Source organism: Vibrio sp. Vb0937, from assembly GCF_033338855.1.
On the sequence record NZ_JAWOTK010000013.1, the window covers coordinates 63,276 to 84,239 of the forward strand.

Here is a 20,964-nt window from a genome sequence, read left to right on the forward strand (position 1 = left end):
CTTTGTTTTTTGTTAGAAGTCGCTATACAACGTTGGTGCTGCTGGCGGATACTCTATTGGTTGCCAACGATCATTAAAGGTGTACTTGGCATAAAGCATGAAATGGTTTGGTGTATAAAACTCAGAACGTTGTACATCGACTAACGCACCAAGATACCAACGTTTGCTGACTCGCTTTTCCACCGCCGCTTGCAACGACGTACCAAAACCACCACCTTTGTCTGACTCCGCTACTGTCGATAAGTATGGCGCGTCTTCCTTAGTCCAAGAGTTAGAGACGGATGCACTCAATTGATATGACCAAGAACTGTTGTATCGGCCATAAAAGTTGATAGGTAAAGACACCGAGAAGTAACTTTGCGGGCTGTAGTAGCCACCGTGACCTAGCGTGTACTCACCCAGATTTTTGTCGTAATCAAGGTACATTAAGTTCGTACCTATACTTAAACGCTGGTCATCCGTTGCAATTAACTTGTAGTACGCTCCACCTAGCACGCCTAAACGAGTGTTGTCCTCAACCTTTTCACCAGTCAAAACATGATACTGCAAGCTACTCCAAAAACCGTAAGGGCCACCAATGTCCCAACTTGAGCTCAACTTCACACCAGTACGAGCAACTCCGCCCCATTTAGTCCCTTGCGGGTCAGTCGTGCCGCTAGGGACAGACATTCCAGCATAAGAAAGCGTGCTACTGGTCTCTGGGCGACGCGAAGCTTCTGCCGTCCAACCAAACTCACCCAGGTCCCCATTGATGCGCACACCACCAACCCATGTGGTATGGTCGAAACCAATTGGTGTCGTGCCGATATCGACCAACCAATCTTCAGCCTGCCAGCCCACTCCAAATGCCATACCTGATGCGTCATTTTGGAACGAAGTGCTGTCAGAATCGGTAGTTTTTTCATAATAGTCCAACTGACCTGAATCGATAGAAACATAATCGGCTTTTAGCAACAGGTGCCCATCCCAGCTCTCTATCGGGATTCGGGCTTCTATGGGCACTTGATTCGAAGTATTACGGCCATCTCGTGCACTGTAATCCCAGCCAATCATGACATGCCCATCACTCCGATCATGCAGTTTATCGATGTCCGATTTGACGTTACGAGTCAACCAGTAGTCGTCAGCAGTATCATATAGCTCGCGTAAGCTTAGGGGTTCTTTTTTCGCCTCTTCAGTTTCACGATTTTTATCCATTCGGTCACGATTTAAGGCTTGATAGGCGCGTGTTTCAGCTAACGCCCACTTTTGATTTTCCATTGCTATAGACATGCTATTGCGAAATGCTAATGCGTCAGCATCAGGCATCGCATCCAACAACTGATTTAGCGCATTAGCGTCATTTCGATAGCCTTGTTGATTAAACACCGCGGCCACTGTCATCAACTGTGCCGCAGTTAAGCTATCGCGCTTTTTATTCAAAATGAGGTGCATGTCGTGATACGTCGCTTCATATCCAGTCAAAGCACTAGCTTGCAACATGCCAATTTCTGCTTGAGTTTTAAATGGCTCAGGCTTTAAAGAAACTTGTTCATACAAATCCAACGCAAGCTTAGGCTGTTGATTAACCAGCATCAGATCCGCTTGACTCAACAGTCGACGGGTTTTGAGTTCATCAAGCTGTAATGCTTCCGAAGCACTTAAATCTTGTGTTGCGGAATTTAATGCTAAGCTCGCATACCAACTATCAAAATCTTCAAAGTGATTCAAGCTTACCATCATGCTGCCGTAAGCCAGTTTGTCATCGGTTGACCAATCTTCTGCAAACGAAATGCTTTGGAAAATCCTCTCAGCTTCCTTAACTTCATCAATGTCTAACCACGCACTCACTAGACGAGCGAGCGGTTGAATTTGACCTTGATAATCCGACTCTAGCGCACGTAATGTCGCCGTTACTGATTCAGGAGAAGCTAAGTAACGCGTTTGAATCTCTCTCAACTGGGCATCAAGCTTCAAGCGAGTTAAATTGCGCTGCATTGCGTCTGTCATGTCATGTTGTGCGATGCTCTCTAGCTCAGCGATGGCCTCATTCACTTTGAAGTCCTGCGCGAGATAAAGCGCGTAAGCAAATTTCATTTCAGGGTCATTACTAGATGTAGCCCAATCGGACATCAGCGTATCCGCGCGTACTTTGTCGCCCATTGAATGAACCACGTCAGCAATATCAAGCCTTAACCATGGGGAGGTTGGCTGTAGCGCAATCAATTCCTCTACGGACGCTTTCATCGTTGCCTGATCATTTTGAGCGATTGCGATCCGCAGACGAGTCAAAATAACTTCCGACTTGATGCTCGCTATTTTTTCAGCGACCACTTTCTGCTGTGGGGCTGAGTAACTGCGCGCGAGTGCTTCCGCGCCAGACCAATCTTGCTGCTGAATACGAACATCTAAGCGACCACGCAATGCAGAGCTATTGCTGCTATCCAGTTGCAAAGCTTGTTTGAAAACCTTCTCTGCCGCGGCATAATTTTCTTGTACCAGATACAAAGAGCCTAATGATGAATAAGCATAAGGTTGGGATTTATCTACTTGAATCGCTTTTTGATAAGCGCTTTCTGCTTGCTTAAACTGGCCTTTTTCGACCAAGGCATCACCTTGATCAAGATACGCCCAATATTGAGAAGTCTCGATTAGCGCTGCCCATTTTGAGGCCGAGTCAGGATTATGATCTAAGTGCTGAGCCTGTTTAAAGTATCCGAGCGCTTTTTGTTGCTGCCCTCTACGTAGATAAACCTTACCCATAGCACCAAGCAATTCAGGATCTTGCGGACGAGTCGTCAACGCATAACGCAGCTGAGCTTCTGCTTGGTCGGTTTTATCTTCCTCGAGCAACGCTAACCCTTTGAGCTTGGCGAGATAAGTGGGGTCTTTGCGTAGTTCCTTTTCCTTTTTCCAGCGATCTTTCGCGCTTTGATTCGCTCTTTGTATCTCCATGTCAGACGGGTAGTAGCTAGCTAAGATGGCATATTGCTGAACAACTTGATCTGAAATAGGCAATTGATCCAATGCACGCAACCACGACGTTGCCGCATTTGTTCCAACCGAAGGAGCAAGCGCTAACTTTTTATAGGTATCGAGAATCCATGGATCGGCAGGATTCTCTTTGCGAATGTGGTTGGCTAACGCGAGTTGAAAAGACGGAACACTAGGATAATTTGCATTTAAACGTTCCAGTCCCTGTTTTACCGAGCTCCAACTGCCAGGCAAATTACTTTGCAACTGTAGGAATTCTAGTTGTAACGCTGGTGATGGCATTCCATTTGGGAAAAGGGCTTTGTAAGCTTGAATCGCTTCATCGTAACGACCAGATTTTGCAAGCAACTGAGCGCGCTGATAATCCGCTCTTTTCTCTCCCTGAATAGCCATAATCGATGACAAGTTTTTCGCTTGAGTCGAATGAGGCGCCTGTCTGATTAAGCGCTCAAATACCAGTTTTGCTAATTCTGGCTGCTTACGTTTCAGATACATATTCGCTTGATAGAAAAGCCCCGTTGGATTGCTTTCTTCAATCGCGAACAGCCTCTCCAGAGTACTCTCGACAATATCATCTCGGCCAATCGCATCCGCCAGTTTTAGCTGCTCAACCAACCACTCAACCGAGTCAACTCGTGCTAATGATGTGGAAAATTGAACCAGCTCGATAGGCTTGTAGACCTGTGCGAGCTGCGACTTTGTCAGAGGTGTTGAGCTAAAGCTTTCTGCATGCACAGTGCCGACGCCACCAGCCGCCAAAGCAACCAGTGGAATCCACCATAACACGCGTCCTGTTACTGACATCTCTCGCTCCATACAGGAAGCAATTCACCTTGCACACCAAAACGGTAACGTTCTTCATGCCAACCAAGTCCAAATAGACTTAATACGTTGTCGTAATAATGATCGTTTTTGTCCACCACAAGTTCATTTTGAGCACGACGAAACTGCGTCTCCAACAGCGTAGATTCACCAGAAGCCGCGAGTAACGGAAGAGCCGCAGCAGAAAAACCTGCGCTTCCTGCTTGGGTATATTTACCCGTTTCAGTATTTACTTCTCTCGCTGGCGCACCAAGGGCTTTGGTTGCCGCGACAAACGGCTGCATTTTTTGTACTAATACTGCTTTTTCTGAAACTTGGTCATTTAGCATACCCGCCCAAAGATAAGTGCGGATGGCGTTGTAACTGCCCATCGGCCCTGTAACCACATCTGAGCTATAACGACCATTTCTCAATACTGCCCAGTCTGGGCTAAAGCCTGCTGGCATCGTTTTCTCTAGCATGTGAACACTTGCCTTATACATTGAGTCCCAGTTGTATTGCGGGTACAGCGACTGCATACGAGCAATCAGTTGTAACGGAACATAACTCGGATTCACACGGTACTGGCCGTCGGCATCAAAGCCCGTTGGAGCTGGCAACAATACCGTTCCAACTCCCGCTATGTTGACGGTTTCTTCACGTAAAATACGACTCGCGATCAGATGTCCAAGGGTCTGATAGTAGTAGTTATTCCATAACCTCCCCGCCTCAACAAGAGAGTAAGCTATCCACAAATCAGAATCTGACGCTGGGTTAGAATCCAACACTCCGAACTGACCATTTTCTTTTCTTCCCCACAACCAAGCAGGAAGCCTTGCCGTCAAGTCCCCACCAGCTAAATGTGATTGAGCCCATTTTAAAACCTGATCGAAGGTTTTAGGGTCATTGGCAACCAAGGCAAAAAACAATGCGTAAGATTGGCCTTCCGAGGTTGTAATCATACGCTCGTCACTGCCATCAACGACTCGGCCTTGCTCCATGTATACAGACTTAAATGTTTCCCATTGTGGCCACTCGCAGGTGTTAGCCCACAAGTAAGGAGACACGAACAACATAAGGAATGAGATGAGTTTTTTCATTATTCCTCTTCCTCAGTTTTTTCTAAACGTCTAGACGCGACTTGACGTAATACGCGCCAAAGCACAATGGTTACAATCACCACTAGCAAGGCGGCAAAGCACGCAACGATGACTGGGTGATTAGAGAAGTGATACCAAACGAGCTGCCACACAGGAAGCTTACCAACATAGTAGTGCGAACCCACGTTGTAGCTAGCTACTTCGTTATTTCTCAAAGTCACTACCGAGCCAAACATGTGCTCCACTTTACCGGAGTCAGCCAACGCGCGATCAACCGACGCAAAATCTGACGGGTGAGCCGCCATAATAGAAATGACGCTGCGTTTTTTCGTAAATGGCGATTCTGCACCATAAATAGCAGCAAAAGAGCCTTCTGCCTCAACAGAAACATAATCCGCGGCCACTTGACGAGCATCACTTGGACTCATCCAGTTCATTCCGAGCTGCTTTTCATTTTTGCTTGGCAGGCGAATTTGTCTCTGACCTTCTTTAACCACTAAGTTAACTTGGTCAGGGTTATTAGCGGCTTCTTCTAGTGCATCCACAACACCAATCGTCAGGATGTCTTTATTTTTTAGTTGCTCAGCATTCCATTTATCTGTCAAAAGCACCTGAATACCTGGGTACCCAGAATCACTTCCTAACGAGCCCATGACGTTTAAGAAGGTCTGCAACACTTCTTTTGGAGCTCTCTCTGGAACAACAATCGCAGTTTCTGACAAATCGGCCATGCGTGTGTAAGGGAAGCCAGAAGTAGCAAAAGCGCGCATATTTGGCATTTCGATGTAGTGAGGGAAACCACTAAAATCAACCGTAGAGTCACCATCAATTACCGCGTATTGCTTACTTGGCTGCGTCACCTGACATTGCCCATCAGTCACCGACGCAAAACCAAACTCAAACTCGATTTGGTTTTTACTGCCAACTTTAAATGCCGGAATACGAACAAGCGCATCACCACTCAGAATACTGTCATCTAGCAGAGGAACACGCACACGGTTAGACTCACCACCTTGGCCTTTTGTGGTTAAGTTAAACGCCTCAATGAACTGGTCATTGATGCTCAAAGTCAGGCGAGAACCAGAATGATCCGCAGCAGGTGGCGAATACCGATAGTTAAGATCCATCGGTATACCACGGCTCTGCCAAGTAAAGAGATCGGGTGGTAAGCGCAAACTCACATTGATTGGAGGAGGCGTTCGGCCTTCCACTTGCAACATGCTTTTTTGTTCGACTAATTCAGATAATGCAACGGGACGAGCCGTACTCACCCAGTTTGGCGCATCGTACGGGACTCGTGGTTTGATTTGTTTGACTTCATTAATCTTCGCGATTGGCCCAGTAAGAAGTTGGTTTCCCAACGCCAAACCTTGCACCGCAACGTTAAGATCCTTACTGTCACGGCCTATCACTAGAAGAAGCTTCACGTACGGGTCCGTTGGGTGAGTGATGACTTGAAGACGAGGCCCATCCGTGTCTGGAAAATCTCTCAGAAACTCAGGTTTGTTGTCATTGGTAACAAAGACAATGGCGTTGCTCTTAGGTAACGTGTCGACACTAAAAGGGAATTGAGCGCCACGCCAACCCGCAAGAGCACCAAAGTAAGAGCTCAAGACACCGGCAGCTTTGACATCATCCAGATCGTATTTGCCGCCCATAACGACAGGCAGATTTAACTGGCTGAAATCACGGACATCAAAAAACGGCGCTGGCAACAAGCTCAAGTCACTTTCCAGCATTGTCTTTTGGGCGAACATTTCAATTCGACTGCTTTGGCTGATCTCAGCCCAAATGCTCGAGTCATTTGGATTGGCACACTCTTTCTGAGAATTCCCAATCAACTCAAAGCGAATTTGGTTGTAGTTACTGAAGTAACGAGTATCCAGCGGCATCGATAAGCTCAATTTTTTACCTTGCTGACCATCGACGATTGACGCCACTCCCATAAGCTCGTTGTTCAAATACACTTTGACGTGAGAAACCAAAGAGAGCAACGCTGGTGAAGGTGTGATGTCAAAGTACAACGTTGCTTTAGACACCACCTCATCGAGTCGCGAACCGAAACCAATATAAGCACTGGCCTCACTACCTTGAATAGCAATTGAACCACTGTAACCCAATTGACTAAATGGAATGACACGCTTAAATACGGTCGAATTTTCAGCATCTTGCTGTGCCAAAGGCGTTGGTTGTTGCTGACTTACTTCTTGTGCCGCGAGACTGCCCGACATACACATGAGAGTGATAGCCGTCGTCAACGCTGTTAGTTTTTTATTATTTAGCATGACTTGAGGTCCTGATTGGGACATAACGAGGTCTTAGTGACCAAATAAATTCGATACAAAATAAAAGTGCATCCACACTGGCCTGAACAAATTTAGGGCAATGTTGCAACAAGCGTTTGTATCCATTAAAGCCGACTTGCAGTACAGCCTGCATACTCGAGAGAGGCTTATCTGATTGATAGCCTTGTTGCCATTTCGCCCACGTATCTGCACGTGCAAATGTACATTGGACGTATTGGATTTGTTGTTGATGAGACAATTCGTTGAGTTGTAAACCAAATATCCCCTTATGAGCATAGGCAACCGTCATCGGGAACACGAACTCTTGACCACCGCGATTGAGGATCACTTCTAAGGTTTGGCCAAGTAGGTACGCACAGGTTGGTTCATCGACTCCGTCTATTTCAATGCGCACGCCACCCAAAGAGAAATCCTTCATCTGCGCTTGAATCAAGTGTCCTGAGTGAAGCCTTACCGCGACAGGAATCGCCACCTCTACTCGGTGATCTTTTCGCACTTGTTTGGCTTCTACCGCAACGGCGACAGCAGCACCTAAAATCAACAAGTTGTACATCGTCCAAACGAGGTTCACGATAACCGTACCGATTTCGTCTTGAGGCCCCCACCCCATTCGGTAAATCCCTACAGCGAAGCCCAAAATATTGAGTGCAACCAAAACCAAATATGGTCGGGAGATCACCCAATCGTAGTGAGACTTTTCAACCAAACCGCCTTTTGCCGTTACGTTGAATGTCCCCTTATGGGGCGCAAACAAAGCTACTGTTGTTGGCCTTGCGATGTACCAAGCAAGCACGGTTTCGTATACCTCACCCCAAAACGAATAACGGTAGTCACCCTGCATACGAGAGTTGGTCATGCTGGCGTGAATCATGTGGGGTAATACGTACAAAATGATCGCCAGCGCTGGCGCATAAATCACGTAGGAATGCAGCAACAAATAAGCCAAGGGTGCGATCAGGAATACAATCCTCGGGATACCAGATAGAAAGTGCAGCATGGCATTGACGTAACAAAGCCGTTGAGAGAGCTTAAGCCCCTTTCCAGTCAATGGATTATCTACCCTAAATATCTGCGCCATCCCGCGAGCCCAACGAATGCGTTGCCCAACATGTGCAGACAATGTTTCTGTCGCCAAACCAGCAGAAATCGGCTGCTTAAGATATGCAGAACGATAGCCTAAACGGTGCATGCGCAGAGACGTGTGCGCATCTTCCGTCACGGTTTCGACTGCAATACCACCGACTTCCTCTAAAGGCTCTCGACGTAAAATAGCGCACGAGCCACAGAAGAAAGTCGCATCCCATAAGTCGTTACCATCTTGAATCAGGCCGTAAAACAAGTTGCCTTCGTTTGGCACGTTACGAAAGTTCGATAAGTTACGCTCAAAAGGATCCGGTGAGAAAAAATGGTGCGGCGTCTGAATAAGCGCCAACTTTGGATCTTTCAGGAACATCCCCATTGTGAGCTGAAAAAATGCTCGTGTAGGAATATGGTCACAGTCAAAAATCGCAACAAACTCACCGCTGGTCTGCTTCAACGCATAGTTAATGTTACCGGCTTTCGCATGTTCATTCGTTGGGCGGCGGATGTAGTTCACCCCTACACTTTTGGCGAAATCTCGGAAGCTATCACGCTTGCCGTCATCCAGAATGTGGATGTTAAGTTTGTCTTTCGGCCAATCGACACCTAACGAGGCATAAACCGTCGCTTTCACAACATCGAGATCTTCGTTGTAAGTAGGGATCATCAAGTCAATGGTTGGCCAAGTTGACTGATCCGGTGGCATCGATACTGGTTTGCGATTCAATGGCCAGATATTTTGGAAATAGCCAAGCATTAGCACAATCCAAGAATACGTCTCAGCTAGAAGTAAAACGCCCCCTAGAAACAAAGCAACAGGATCGTCCCAGTTCAGGGTAGACGAATAACGCCACCACAAGTATCGACATGAGGCCGTAACCGACAAGATGATCAAAAGCATGGTAGGAAAACGACCCGGCATGCGACGGACCATCATCGCTAATGCCCAGAGTAACAGCACAAAGACAGTCTGAGCCTGATAACCAAATGGCACCGTAAAACAAAGCAAAGCGATTAACACCACGAAAAACAGCAAGGTGTAGTTCAACGCCATCGCTGACTTACTTGCTTTAATACGCTCCCGAACTTGCGGATCTTTGATGTTGTTCGCTGTCTGTTCTAACCAGCGGACGCCTTTTGCAACCAATTCAAATGGCAAGTAGAACGCATTGCGAATTTGCTCGGCTAAAGTCATCGCTAAGCTGCTGGTTTTTTTGGACCATGCTGTATTTACGTTTTGCTTGAAGCAAAGCAACCACACGCTTTGGATAAAAAAACGTACAGGATCAAACCATCTTGGCGCAGCAAAATTAACGTTTGGATAGTAAACCAAAGGCAGTTTCCATGAGGGAACACCCGAAATAACTGGCTTTAAAAATACAAAACTCAATGAAAACCAAAAAGACAAAGCACACTCACCAACCCAGTTTGTTTTGCAATTCCAGGCTTGCTCGTAAGCGTTCTTCTGCAGTCTGAATTGGTCCACTACCCAACGTTGGAAAATCAGATTAAGACTTCGCATAAATTAGCTTTGGTCCTGAGCGCTTGATAACGCTGATACACACCAAAAAGCAAAAGACTGAAAATCTTTTGCGGCTTGGCTCGATGGCGAATAGTGTTGAACGGTCGTCAGGTTTGCCACACATTCAAGCAATGCCGTATCTCGATGAATCGAAACAGGAATCAAGGATTCACTAAGTTCTTTTTTCAGCACCAACATGAAATCACGACCAATTTCGGTTTCTGGCTGATACTTATTCACCAAAAAACGCAATTTGTCAGAGCGAAGCAATCTCGATAGCTCTTCATGTTGTAGCCAAGATTGAAGAGTGAGATAACTCAGGGCGTCTGCCGTTACCACCACCACAATCATATCCATTGAGTCGACAAAAGATCGCACTTCAGGATCAGTAAGCTCTGCTAAGTCGGCGTGAAAAAGCAGCCACTGCTCACCACGGTTTTCACTCACTTGCAACGTCATTTCACCTAGCATTGACAGGTAGTGAGAACGCTCGTTAAAAAACGCTTTTAACTGCTCAGAATTCAGATGGCCAAACGGTAAAAAAAGTGCACCTTGTGGGCTTTCATAACCAGCCTGGGTCCAAGGTTTATCTGAAAGAAGTTGTTTCGCCCAGCCATCTTTCTCTTCCTGCGGCAAGCCAAGATGAGTTTGCAGTAAACTGTTAGGCACCACCTCAATGGCCAGTACCTGTTTGTTTATCTTAACTAATGCTTGTGCCAAGTTCGCAGCGACGGTCGTTGAGCCACAACCACCTTTTAGACTAACAAAAAGAAGGCGTTTCATATCGCTTCAGTCTCTAAACCTGTCTGCTTAATACGCACTTGAAACAGAGCATTACGAGCACCATTGGCTTGAAAGACCAACCACTTATTTTTAGCTTGCACGTAAGACTCGTTTTCTGTTGTTTCAATATACTTATGTTGAGTTAAGTTATAAGAAGAGTAGATCGAATTAATATCTTTTGCAGACTCAGTCACAACATTTTTTTCACAATATAACGGTGTTTAAACTGCGGTAATGGCAATCCCGCCAATTACTCTTTGCAGTATAAATTCCATTGTTAAAAAATTGACGCATCGAACTATGCGTCTCATATTTACAGAATGCTAATGAATGTGAACAGGGCTGTTTATTAGTTCACATAATTAATAAATCCCTAAATGATGTTTGACTTCAGAAACAGGGGTTATGAAGGTGAATTGTAATTATCCATTTACGACATATAAGTGAAATAAATAATTTACAGCAAAATCATAGGCTTGAAAATTATTGAATTTAAACTTATAAACATCATATGAAGCAATGCTATAACTATTTTAATTTTTGATCAATTTCGTTTAATATCTTGGCGTCATTTTCTTGTCGCCAAGAAAAGTTAACATTGTAACGATTAGCATACAGCGGATTGTAAGCCACAACGCACAATGACAGTAAACTATTGAATATAAGGCCTTTTGATGTCAGCAATCTCCGGGTTATCCGCTATTACTTCTGAAAAAGAGATAAGTTCTGTTTATGTAAACTTGTTTACACATAAGCAAATGGTCATTGATTATTTGTTCAGTACGCTACCAGAAAATAACAACACTTCACTTACAAGCTTTACAGACAAGGAAACTTTTTTGTCTGCATTGAATGATGAAGCCTTATGCAAATTCAATGAGTTATCCACACTCGATATTGAACAGTGTTTCTTTCTTAGCAACAAATTCACAAATAAAGCGCCGAACGCTATAAATCTTGTGAAAGACATTCACCAAACAAATATAAAGAAACTCTCCACATATATATTAGTAGTTCCAGATTCACTACTATCATCAAGTGATGATTATTTTGTAAGTATTTTCCTACGAAACTTAAATGAACTAGCAAATAATAAAAAACTCACTATTAGTGTTTGTATATATGGGCATCTGACGACTTCACTATTAAAGCCCATTCTTATTTCTCATAATAGATACATCGCCGGTTTGGCGACCATGACATCATTAGATGATGCTCGCTACTGCTATCTTGTGGATTTTTGGTCCAATAAACACGGTGTAATTTCCCAAGACGAATACCTTCTCTCTAACACTAAAGATAAGAAGCTAAAAGCAACGTCTTACGAAACGCATCAGCCTCGTGCCATACAGGAAGACAAATCGGATAGTGATAGAATATATATCAGCAGAGGAGCCTTCAGAGAAAGCGAGAAAGCCCCAAAAGGGATGAGTATGGCTGAGAGTAATCAAGAGCTCATAGCGATGTTAAACAACCCTCGCTCTTCAACTATTGTTTTCAGCTGTGATAACCAAAGCGAAGTTCAACAGATCGCGTTAGATTGCTACCGTTTAAGGTCCGCGTATGGCCGTCAGCTAAAGATTATTGTCAGGGAGACCCAACAATGTCTGAGATATGCAGATGAAAAGTTCTTACTTCGCTCGGGGGCAAACTTCATTTCTCACGCGCAAATCCCCCCAATGCGCTTTATGACTCAGGTTGAAGCAATTCAAGGCCAGATGCTTACGCGTCCAATTCCTGACAGTTTAGAGGCGCTCTTAAAGTATGACCTTAAGTTTGGTAGCAAAGGCTACTTACAAAACCAGGACTTTAGCCAATACTGTATTGACGTCATTTCCCACTCAACACACTCAAATGTGAACTTTGCGCTTATCAAGCTGAACTTATTACCAGGTATGACGGCAGAGGAATGTTTACGTCTTTGCCATATTCGAAGAGATGGTGACGTTGTGACAGCCTGCAACAAAGCTCTGTATGTCTTGTTCAGTGCTATTCGACATAGCGATATTGACATTGCACTCAACAATATATTTGAGTTCCCAGTGAGAGACTTATTTCACTCAACTCACACGTTTGATACTCAATTAGATATCGAAACAGAGTTAAAATTCATCGTTCAAGATGAAGCCGTCATATCCGACGACGTTTCAGCTCTGGCGACAGAGAGGAAAATATTCCATAACGCCATTAATTCTATGGTTGATGTTCCTCCTTTGTTTGCTGTGAAAAAAACCATTGAGCTCAAGGAACGTTCATGAATATTAACGATTTTTTACTGACCGTGAGTATCAGTTCAGGTATTGGCCTACTCCTAGGATACTTTCTACGTGACCTAGTAAACGCTACCCGACGCTTTTACCACAAACACTTAAAACGCTCGCGCTATTTTGAGCTAGATACATCAGCCACTAACACCAAGAAGCTTAAGTAATGACATCGCATTCTCATGACTCTACCCCCCTCACTATAGGATTGGGCTGGTGGAACATTTACTTTATCGCAAAAACAGCGCTCTATTTTCAAGGAATCATCGATTTCCATCCAATGGAAAACTTTGCGCTGTTGATCTTCATCCTGCTTCCTATCTCGATGAAAAGCCTAAATGCGGTGCGCCATATCGTTTCATTTGTCGCCGCAGCGTGGCTCTTGCATTACGATTCTTACCTACCTCCTCTAAACCGTCTTTGGGCTCAAGCGGGACAGTTAATGCAGTTTGAATTGAGTTATCTGGTCGAGCTTTTGGGACGATTTTTATCATTCCAAGCAATACTCGGATTGCTCGCTTTGTGTGGTGCGTACTTTATTTTGAGCAAGTTTGTTAGGGTTTCAGTCTTTGTGGTTATTGCGATGGTCTATATAAGTATTCCTATGACGACTGAACCTCAGACAACAGTGGCTGCAGAAGTAACTCAACAACAGCCACCAACCGAGGTTACTACTAGCAAACAACCTCAAATAACGGAAATTAATGATGCCAGTCTCAACACGTTAACTGCAGATTTCTTTTCTAAAGAAGCTTCCCGACATGTAACATTCGATACCAACAGCGCAATGGATGCTCCTTTTGATTTGCTGTTCTTGAGTATTTGTTCGGTCGCGTGGGATGACATCGAAATTGCAGGACTGGCTGATCATCCTCTGTTCAAAGAGTTTGACATCATGTTCGACAATTTTAGCTCCGCTACGTCATACAGTGGGCCTGCTGTCATTCGTCTGCTACGAGCCAATTGTGGTCAACAAGAACACAGTCAACTGTTCCAGCCAGCACCATCAAAGCAGTGCTACTTGTTCGAAAGTTTGAAAGAACTAGGCTTCACAGAAAATTTACTGATGAACCACAATGGTGTCTTTGATAGCTTCCTTGAGTTGATCAAAAAAGACGGCGACTTACAAGGGGCTCTTATGTCTCAAGAAGGCTTAACTCCTTACCAAAAATCTTTTGATGGCTCTTCGATCTTCCGCGATAAGCAAGTATTGGATAACTGGTGGCAGCAAAGACTTAACAGCAGTGACGACAAAGTCGTGGCACTCTACAACTCAATTTCACTACATGATGGCAACAGGATCATCAATGCGAACTCAAGCACATCTATTGCTAGCTACAAAATGCGCCTTAAGAATTTGCTTGATGACCTCCACGCGTTCTTTAAAACCTTAGAGTCCTCAAAACACAACATCGTTGTCGCTTTGGTACCAGAACATGGTGGTGGTATGCGAGGAGACCGCATGCAAATTTCAGGTATGCGAGAAATTCCTGCACCGACAATCATTCATACACCGGTAGGAATTAAAATCTTCGGAGAAGGAATTCAGCGTCAGGGCGACACCGAACACGTAAGCGAGCCATCTAGCTATCTGGCATTGTCGCAGCTCGTTTCGAATATCCTGGATAAAAACATTTATCAAAGTAAGACGTTTAGCCCTTCAATATTGACAGAGAACCTACCAGAAACACGAGTTGTCGCGCAGAACTCAGGCTCTACTGTGATTGAAGTACAAGGGAAGTATTATGTTTCTCTTGATGGTTCAAGTTGGATTGAATACCCCGCGAAATAGCGAGAGTAAAACCATGCAATGACAAAGGCCGGTGTTTCCGGCCTTTGTCATATAAAAAACCAATAACCTCTCAAAGGTCTCAGAACTTCAATTGTCTATTGTCTATAAATAGGTAAAAATGGATCGAACATTATGCACTTAAGGGAATAACTCATGCCAATTGATTCACTGATCACCATCGGTATTTTCGTCGTTCTTGCTGTCGTTATCTTATCTTCAGCCATTAAAACGGTTCCGCAAGGAAACAACTGGACAGTTGAACGCTTCGGACGCTACACCCACACATTAAAGCCGGGTTTAAACTTGATCATTCCATTCGTTGATAAAGTTGGTCAAAAAGTAAACATGATGGAGCGCGTTCTCGATATTCCTGCGCAAGAGGTCATTTCAAAAGATAACGCTAACGTGGTTATTGACGCTGTCGGATTTGTTCAAGTGATCGATGCTGCAAAAGCGGCTTATGAAGTCAACGACTTAGAACACGCTATTAGAAACTTGACCCTTACGAACATTCGTACCGTTTTAGGTTCAATGGAACTGGACGAAATGCTGAGCCAACGCGACATGATCAACTCTAAGCTGTTGGCGATTGTTGACCAAGCAACAAACCCTTGGGGCGTAAAAGTCACACGAATTGAGATTAAAGATGTCCAGCCACCAGCCGATCTGACCGCTGCAATGAATGCGCAAATGAAAGCCGAGCGTAATAAGCGTGCGGAAATTCTTGAAGCAGAAGGGGTTCGCCAAGCTGAGATATTAAAGGCCGAAGGTCATAAACAATCAGAGATATTAAAAGCTGAAGGCGAAAAGCAGTCTGCTATTCTCCATGCAGAAGCACGTGAGCGTGCCGCGCAAGCAGAAGCAAAAGCGACTTACATGGTTTCCGAAGCCATTGCAAAAGGTGACATGCAAGCCGTCAATTACTTCATTGCACAGGGTTATACCGAAGCGATCAAGAGCATTGGTCAAGCCGAAAATGGTAAAATCATTATGCTTCCATTAGAAGCAACCGGACTAATGGGCTCGGTTGCAGGGATAGCAGAAATGTTTAAACAGCAAGGTAAAGAATAATTTATGGACTTTTTTAGTTTGCTGGAAGGTATCTCTTTCTGGCATTGGCTAGCGTTTGGCTTTGCTCTTTTAGCAGTTGAGCTACTTGGTACCGCAGGGTATTTTCTCTGGCTCGGGGTGTCTGCACTTATCGTTGGAGCAATCATGACCGTTTTGCCAATGAGCTGGCAATTACAATGGCTTTGCTTTGCAAGCTTCAGCTTAATCACCACCTGGCTTTGGTGGCGACGACAATGGTCTAAAGACAAGCAAGAAGACCAAGAAAGAGATCTGAACCAAAAGTACAAGCAGTTAATTGGGCGTACTCTTATCCTTGAAGAAGACTTTTCCGTCGGGCTCAATCGCATCAAAGTAGCCGATACCACATGGTCCGCACAATCGGATCAAGCACTTCCAGCCGGTACCCGCGTAAGAATCACCGATGTTGAAGGTATTATTTTAATCATTGAGCCTGATTCTAATTAATTTATGCCAAAGTAATGGGGCAAATCATGCTCCATTACTTTAATCTAAACAACTGCTTTCATTTCATTACCTTAATTAAAATCGAGAAAAAAATAAGTATTAGTAATATTATTAATACCCTACCTACCATTTCCTATTATTTAATTATTCAACACACGACAATCAATAAGATAGAAATATATCTAGGTAAATTATCGATCTAAATTTATTTTAAAAATAAAACTTTATTGAATTATTTTTTGATCTTTTTATCCTCGGATACATACTTAACGCATAAGCATTTAAGTTGAGTGCTTTTTATTTGGTAAGTAAGAGGATGTACTATGAATAAGCTTCTCTTTTTAATGTTGTGCGGTATTTTTTCTTTTTCTTCCTTTGCCTACAACAACGGAAACGGCGGTACAACTAATTTGGGACCTATAGTCGAATGTAAGATGCCAAGTGGCGACGTTACGAATATTCCAAGTGAAATGTGTCGATTTAGAGGTGGGGAATGGGAATAGTAAAGAAGTAAGAGCTTAGTTTGATATAAGAACCCTATTCAACCTTGCCTTTCTGCGTAGTCACGGTTTATACAAGTACGTAGATATTTAAAGTTTATATTAAGGTGATGATTATGAGATTTTTATCTGGTCTATTAGTAATATCTTTTGCCATAATTCCGTTAACCACTCATGCTAATGGTGCATCCGGTGGTCGTACGTTAGGCCCAGAGATAAAGTGTGAGTTGCCAAACGGTAATGTACATATGTTGCCACCGTTATATTGCAAAATATACGACGGCCGAGAAGTGAAATAGAAAAGGAGCCTAGCGGCTCCTTTTATTATCTCATTAAGTATTAGTGGAAGCTGTAAGGGATAAGAACTTGTAGACGTAAGTCTGTTTCATCCGCATCGCCAGCACCTGCGTACTCATCACGTTCTAGGATTGTACCGTGTAAACGAATGGTAGAACCTTTAAGCGCGCCACTTTGTAGTGAGTAAGATACTGTTGCGTTAACTGCGTATTCGCTTTCGTAATCCCAGTCACCTGATGCTCCGCTTGCTGCAGAGTCAGCGCCAGTACCGTAACCAAAGCCTAGATAGTAGTTCCAGCCGTTACCTTGGTTGTAAGATAGACGGTTGTACCATGCTAGCTCACCCGCTTTGTTCCAGTCAGATAGCGCATCCCACCACTGAGACCAAGTACCATTGTTCATACCATATGTATGAATAGTACGAGGAACGAAGTCCGCACGGTTATCTGTGTCTGTGTAGCGCAACTCAGACATCCAAGCTAGCTTGCCGAAAGATTGGTTCAAAGACAGACCAGTGTGGAAACCTAGACCATCGTATTTCACATCGTCATCAACACCGTAGAAATCAAATGCTAGAGTTGTACGATCGCTCACTGTGTACTTCAAATACGCTTTGTAAGATGTGTTATCAGTCTCGTTGTGGTAGCTAGTCACTTGACCTGCACCCCAGTCAACACCATTTGCATATTGAACGCCAGTTGCTTGGCCTAGGCCAAGTTGCATAAACAGGCTATCAGTTAGGTTACCATTTAGACCTAGAGAGTGTAGGTAGCTCCATGACGTGTCAGACCAAAGCGCTGGTGCGTAATCATCTTCGTGAAGCAGCCAAGGTGCTGTAAATTGGTCTGCGCCAAAGTAGCTTAGGTTGAAATCCCCAAGTTTAGCGTTTAGTTCGAAACCACGGTAAGTACCAGGTACAAAGCTCCAAACGTTACCGATTGTACCGTTACCACCAGCCTGTAACATACCGAAACGAGCATTAAAGTTTTCGTTTGCTTTGAATTTCAGCGCTGCTTTGTAAACTTTAAGCTGCTGACCATCACCTGCACCCCAGTCTAGGTTGTTACAAGTTGAGATTTCGTTACATAGGTAGCCTTCGTTTGAATTGTAAAGACTATCGTTGTAAAGATCGCCAGAGTAGTAAGCCGCAACATCTGCGCCCACCCAACCATCGTGGTAGCCAGAAGTGAAGTCTAAAATTGCGTTGTAAGAAGAGTAGTTTAGACGACTCCAACGGTCACCATTTTCACCGCCGGGCTTACCTGTTGTACGAGTTCGTGAACGAGTATCAACTATGAATAATGCATTCAGACTTGAGTCTTGCATAAATTCGTTCACTTTCTCTACGTACTCGCCACCTGCTGCACTTTCAGTAGACGCTATAGCTGGAGCGACAGCAACAACACCAAACATTGCTGCGGTTAACGCTGAAACCTTAAAAAATTTGTCCATGGAAAAACTCCTAAAAATGGATATAGCTGTATTTTTCTATCTCACCTTTAGTTGGCCGCCGAAGGAGAGAAGTAAATTCCTGATCAAACCTCATTATTTCTAATTTGGCTTTTTTTAGTTCCTGCATACACACCGTGTATCCACGTGATTAAGACTAACTTCGCAGCTAAAAACATCCAAATGGAACTTATTTTTTTTCTAAAAAAATATGAGCCACTCCAAAGTTCCATATGACTTATTGATCCAGATCTTATTTTTAACAATACCAACACAAGACAATAAAATGTCATTTAAAATCAAAAACTTAAATTGAACTTAAAAGTATCAACTTGAAGTCACTCGCAGACTTAAAAAGCAAAAAAAACCAATAACCCAAGGTTCGATCTTGATCACTGAAAAGAACAAAGGCATCAATTACTCAATAAAAAACACTTAATTATGAACAAGAAAAAGCCCCGCATGCTTACCATACGGGGCTTTTAGTTATTTTTTAGCTTTTTTGAGAAGACTTAATTCATCAGTTCGAGTAAGTCTTGTTCTGTTTTAATTTCGATACCCAGTTCTTGTGCCTTTGCGAGCTTCGAACCTGCATTTTCACCAGCAAACAAAATATCGGTTTTCTTAGAAACACTACCCGTCACTTTAGCCCCCAGTGCTTGGAGGGCTTCTTTGGCTTCTGTACGCCCCAGTTGAGAAAGTGTTCCCGTTAATACTACTGTTTTACCTTCTAATGGTAATTCCCCCACCTGCTCAGTAGTATTAATCTCTGGCCAATGAATTCCTTGTTCAAGCAAATCTTTAACCACCGCTTGGTTCTGTTCTTCACTAAAGAAAGTCGTAATATGTTGAGCAACCACAGCACCGATGTCTTGCACTTCAATCAACTGCTCTTCGGTAGCATTTTGGATCGCTCCCAACGTTTTAAAGTGCATTGCTAAGTTTGCTGCGGTTGCCTCGCCAACTTCACGGATCCCCAGTGAATACAAAAACCGAGGTAAAGTTGTTTCTTTAGATTTTTCTAACGCATTCACAATATTCTGCGCAGACTTTGGCCCCATGCGATCTAGTACGGTTAAAATCCCCGCTGATAACTTAAATAAGTCAGCAGGAGTTTTCACCATCTCACGATCAACAAGCTGCTCGATCACTTTATCGCCTAAACCGTCAACGTCTAACGCTTTACGAGAAACAAAGTGTTTTAGCGCTTGTTTGCGTTGGGCTTGGCAAACTAAGCCCCCCATACAACGTGTTACCGCTTCTCCTTCGATCCGCTCAACATGCGAACCACAAACAGGACACTGAGTTGGGAAAACAATATCTCGTGCTGTTTCTGGTCGACGCTCTTTGATGACAGATACGACTTGGGGAATAACATCGCCAGCACGGCGGATCACAACGTGATCACCAATCTTGACCTGCAGACGTTCTATCTCATCTGCGTTATGAAGCGTCGCATTACTTACCGTTACACCACCAACAAATACAGGCTCTAGTTTAGCAACAGGTGTAATCGCACCAGTGCGACCGACTTGGAACTCCACTTCATTCAGTGTCGTCATTTCTTCCTGAGCTGGGAATTTGTAGGCAATCGCCCAACGTGGAGCGCGAGCAACAAACCCCAGACGCTCTTGCACGGCAATATCGTCAATTTTAATAACGACACCATCGATCTCATAAGGGAGGGCATCACGACGCTGCAATATATCTTGGTAGTAAGCTTTTACATCCGCCAAGCTTTCAACTCGCTTAGTTTCCGGACACATTGGCAGCCCCCAAGATTTGATTTGCAAAAAGCGTTCGTAATGACTTGCTGCCAATTCTGCGCCTTGCACCACGCCTACACTGTATGCATAGAAGCTAAGCGGACGAGAAGCCGTAATACGTGAATCCAATTGTCGTAAGCTACCTGCCGCAGCGTTACGTGGATTAACAAAGATTTTCTCGCCTTTCTTCCTTGCTAATTCATTGAGCTTTTCAAACCCAGCTTTCGGCATAAAGACTTCACCACGAACTTCAAGACGATTTGGCCAGTCATTACCCCTGAGTTTTAAAGGAATGGCTTTAATCGTACGCACATTCTCTGTGATGTTTTCACCCGTAGTACCATCGCCTCGAGTGGCCGCCTGAACTAACACGCCATTCTCATATAACAAACTTACGGCGAGTCCATCCAATTTAGGCTCACAACAGTATTCTTTCACACTCTGGCTGCCCACGCGCTCTTGTGCGCGCTTGTGGAAACTATCAAGTTCACTATCATCAAACGCGTTATCAAGCGAAAGCATCGGTACTTCATGTGTCACTTGGCTAAACGCAGAAAGAGGTTGTCCACCGACACGTTGGCTTGGCGAGTCTACGGTTATTAAGTCAGGGTTCTCAGCTTCAATATCCAGTAACTCTCGCATTAAACGGTCGTACTCGGCATCAGGGATCTCTGGGTTATCTTCCACGTAGTAACGCACAGCGTGGTAATGCAACGACTCTTTTAGTTCTTCTAGTCGCTGAAGTACTGATTCAGACATAGTAAAGCCCCGTGTATTTTCAATCGGTGAGGTTGG

The 20,964-nt window shown here is 44.1% G+C and carries 12 protein-coding genes; 5 read left to right on the forward strand and 7 right to left on the reverse strand.

Features of this window, described 5'->3' with window-relative positions:
* Positions 1 to 12: 12 nt before the first annotated feature.
* Genes R7P67_RS16040 through bcsQ form a run of 5 tightly spaced genes read right to left on the reverse strand, consistent with a single transcriptional unit; the run spans position 13 to position 10,565 of the window.
* Positions 13 to 3,777 (reverse strand): cellulose synthase subunit BcsC-related outer membrane protein, encoded by a 3,765-nt coding sequence (locus R7P67_RS16040; protein WP_262652582.1) that lies wholly within the window; start codon positions 3,775 to 3,777, stop codon positions 13 to 15.
* Positions 3,768 to 4,874 carry a cellulose synthase complex periplasmic endoglucanase BcsZ gene (gene bcsZ, locus R7P67_RS16045; protein WP_120458615.1) on the reverse strand — a complete coding sequence of 369 codons (1,107 nt, stop codon included), beginning with the start codon at positions 4,872 to 4,874 and terminating at the stop codon, positions 3,768 to 3,770. The genes R7P67_RS16040 and bcsZ overlap by 10 nt, the downstream gene beginning before the upstream one ends.
* Positions 4,874 to 7,159 (reverse strand): cellulose biosynthesis cyclic di-GMP-binding regulatory protein BcsB, encoded by a 2,286-nt coding sequence (gene bcsB / locus R7P67_RS16050; RefSeq protein ID WP_262652583.1) that lies wholly within the window; start codon positions 7,157 to 7,159, stop codon positions 4,874 to 4,876. Before bcsB ends, bcsZ begins: the two co-directional genes overlap by 1 nt.
* A complete protein-coding gene (gene bcsA, locus R7P67_RS16055) occupies positions 7,149 to 9,782 on the reverse strand; it encodes a UDP-forming cellulose synthase catalytic subunit (protein WP_262652585.1) in 2,634 nt (877 codons plus the stop codon). Before bcsA ends, bcsB begins: the two co-directional genes overlap by 11 nt.
* A gap of 3 nt (positions 9,783 to 9,785) precedes the next feature.
* A complete protein-coding gene (bcsQ, locus tag R7P67_RS16060) occupies positions 9,786 to 10,565 on the reverse strand; it encodes a cellulose biosynthesis protein BcsQ (protein ID WP_021484815.1) in 780 nt (259 codons plus the stop codon).
* A 674-nt stretch (positions 10,566 to 11,239) separates the two neighbouring features.
* Between bcsQ and bcsE the strand changes: the two genes are divergently transcribed.
* The 5 genes from bcsE (at position 11,240) to R7P67_RS16085 (ending at position 16,157) form a co-directional block, all read left to right on the forward strand.
* A complete protein-coding gene (gene bcsE / locus R7P67_RS16065) occupies positions 11,240 to 12,823 on the forward strand; it encodes a cellulose biosynthesis protein BcsE (protein ID WP_262652586.1) in 1,584 nt (527 codons plus the stop codon).
* Positions 12,820 to 12,996, forward strand: coding sequence for a hypothetical protein (locus R7P67_RS16070; protein ID WP_191116321.1), 177 nt, complete (start codon positions 12,820 to 12,822; stop codon positions 12,994 to 12,996). Before bcsE ends, R7P67_RS16070 begins: the two co-directional genes overlap by 4 nt.
* On the forward strand, positions 12,996 to 14,621 hold the full coding sequence (gene bcsG / locus R7P67_RS16075) for a cellulose biosynthesis protein BcsG (RefSeq protein ID WP_213903615.1): 1,626 nt from the start codon (positions 12,996 to 12,998) through the stop codon (positions 14,619 to 14,621). Before R7P67_RS16070 ends, bcsG begins: the two co-directional genes overlap by 1 nt.
* Before the next feature lie 153 nt (positions 14,622 to 14,774).
* Positions 14,775 to 15,692 carry an SPFH domain-containing protein gene (locus tag R7P67_RS16080; protein ID WP_047102903.1) on the forward strand — a complete coding sequence of 306 codons (918 nt, stop codon included), beginning with the start codon at positions 14,775 to 14,777 and terminating at the stop codon, positions 15,690 to 15,692.
* Between the two features lie 3 nt (positions 15,693 to 15,695).
* The gene (locus R7P67_RS16085) at positions 15,696 to 16,157 is read left to right on the forward strand and encodes an NfeD family protein (protein WP_047102904.1); all 462 of its coding nucleotides are present in this window, start codon (positions 15,696 to 15,698) and stop codon (positions 16,155 to 16,157) included.
* Positions 16,158 to 16,996: 839 nt separating this feature from the next.
* Here R7P67_RS16085 and R7P67_RS16090 read toward each other — a convergent pair.
* Together R7P67_RS16090 and ligA are read right to left on the reverse strand one after the other, a co-directional pair.
* On the reverse strand, positions 16,997 to 18,406 hold the full coding sequence (locus tag R7P67_RS16090; protein ID WP_262652588.1) for an OprD family porin: 1,410 nt from the start codon (positions 18,404 to 18,406) through the stop codon (positions 16,997 to 16,999).
* Positions 18,407 to 18,915: 509 nt separating this feature from the next.
* Positions 18,916 to 20,928: an NAD-dependent DNA ligase LigA gene (gene ligA, locus R7P67_RS16095; RefSeq protein WP_017819968.1), complete on the reverse strand. Its 2,013-nt coding sequence runs from the start codon at positions 20,926 to 20,928 to the stop codon at positions 18,916 to 18,918.
* Between the last annotated feature and the right edge of the window lie 36 nt (positions 20,929 to 20,964).

Bases quoted from the DNA above. Each gene is read 5' to 3' on its own strand.
- R7P67_RS16040 (WP_262652582.1), bottom strand. From the start codon at position 3,777: ATGTCAGTAACAGGACGCGTGTTATGGTGGATTCCACTGGTTGCTTTG.
- bcsZ (WP_120458615.1), bottom strand. From the start codon at position 4,874: ATGAAAAAACTCATCTCATTCCTTATGTTGTTCGTGTCTCCTTACTTG.
- bcsB (WP_262652583.1), bottom strand. From the start codon at position 7,159: ATGCTAAATAATAAAAAACTAACAGCGTTGACGACGGCTATCACTCTC.
- bcsA (WP_262652585.1), bottom strand. From the start codon at position 9,782: ATGCGAAGTCTTAATCTGATTTTCCAACGTTGGGTAGTGGACCAATTC.
- bcsQ (WP_021484815.1), bottom strand. From the start codon at position 10,565: ATGAAACGCCTTCTTTTTGTTAGTCTAAAAGGTGGTTGTGGCTCAACG.
- bcsE (WP_262652586.1), top strand. From the start codon at position 11,240: ATGTCAGCAATCTCCGGGTTATCCGCTATTACTTCTGAAAAAGAGATA.
- R7P67_RS16070 (WP_191116321.1), top strand. From the start codon at position 12,820: ATGAATATTAACGATTTTTTACTGACCGTGAGTATCAGTTCAGGTATT.
- bcsG (WP_213903615.1), top strand. From the start codon at position 12,996: ATGACATCGCATTCTCATGACTCTACCCCCCTCACTATAGGATTGGGC.
- R7P67_RS16080 (WP_047102903.1), top strand. From the start codon at position 14,775: ATGCCAATTGATTCACTGATCACCATCGGTATTTTCGTCGTTCTTGCT.
- R7P67_RS16085 (WP_047102904.1), top strand. From the start codon at position 15,696: ATGGACTTTTTTAGTTTGCTGGAAGGTATCTCTTTCTGGCATTGGCTA.
- R7P67_RS16090 (WP_262652588.1), bottom strand. From the start codon at position 18,406: ATGGACAAATTTTTTAAGGTTTCAGCGTTAACCGCAGCAATGTTTGGT.
- ligA (WP_017819968.1), bottom strand. From the start codon at position 20,928: ATGTCTGAATCAGTACTTCAGCGACTAGAAGAACTAAAAGAGTCGTTG.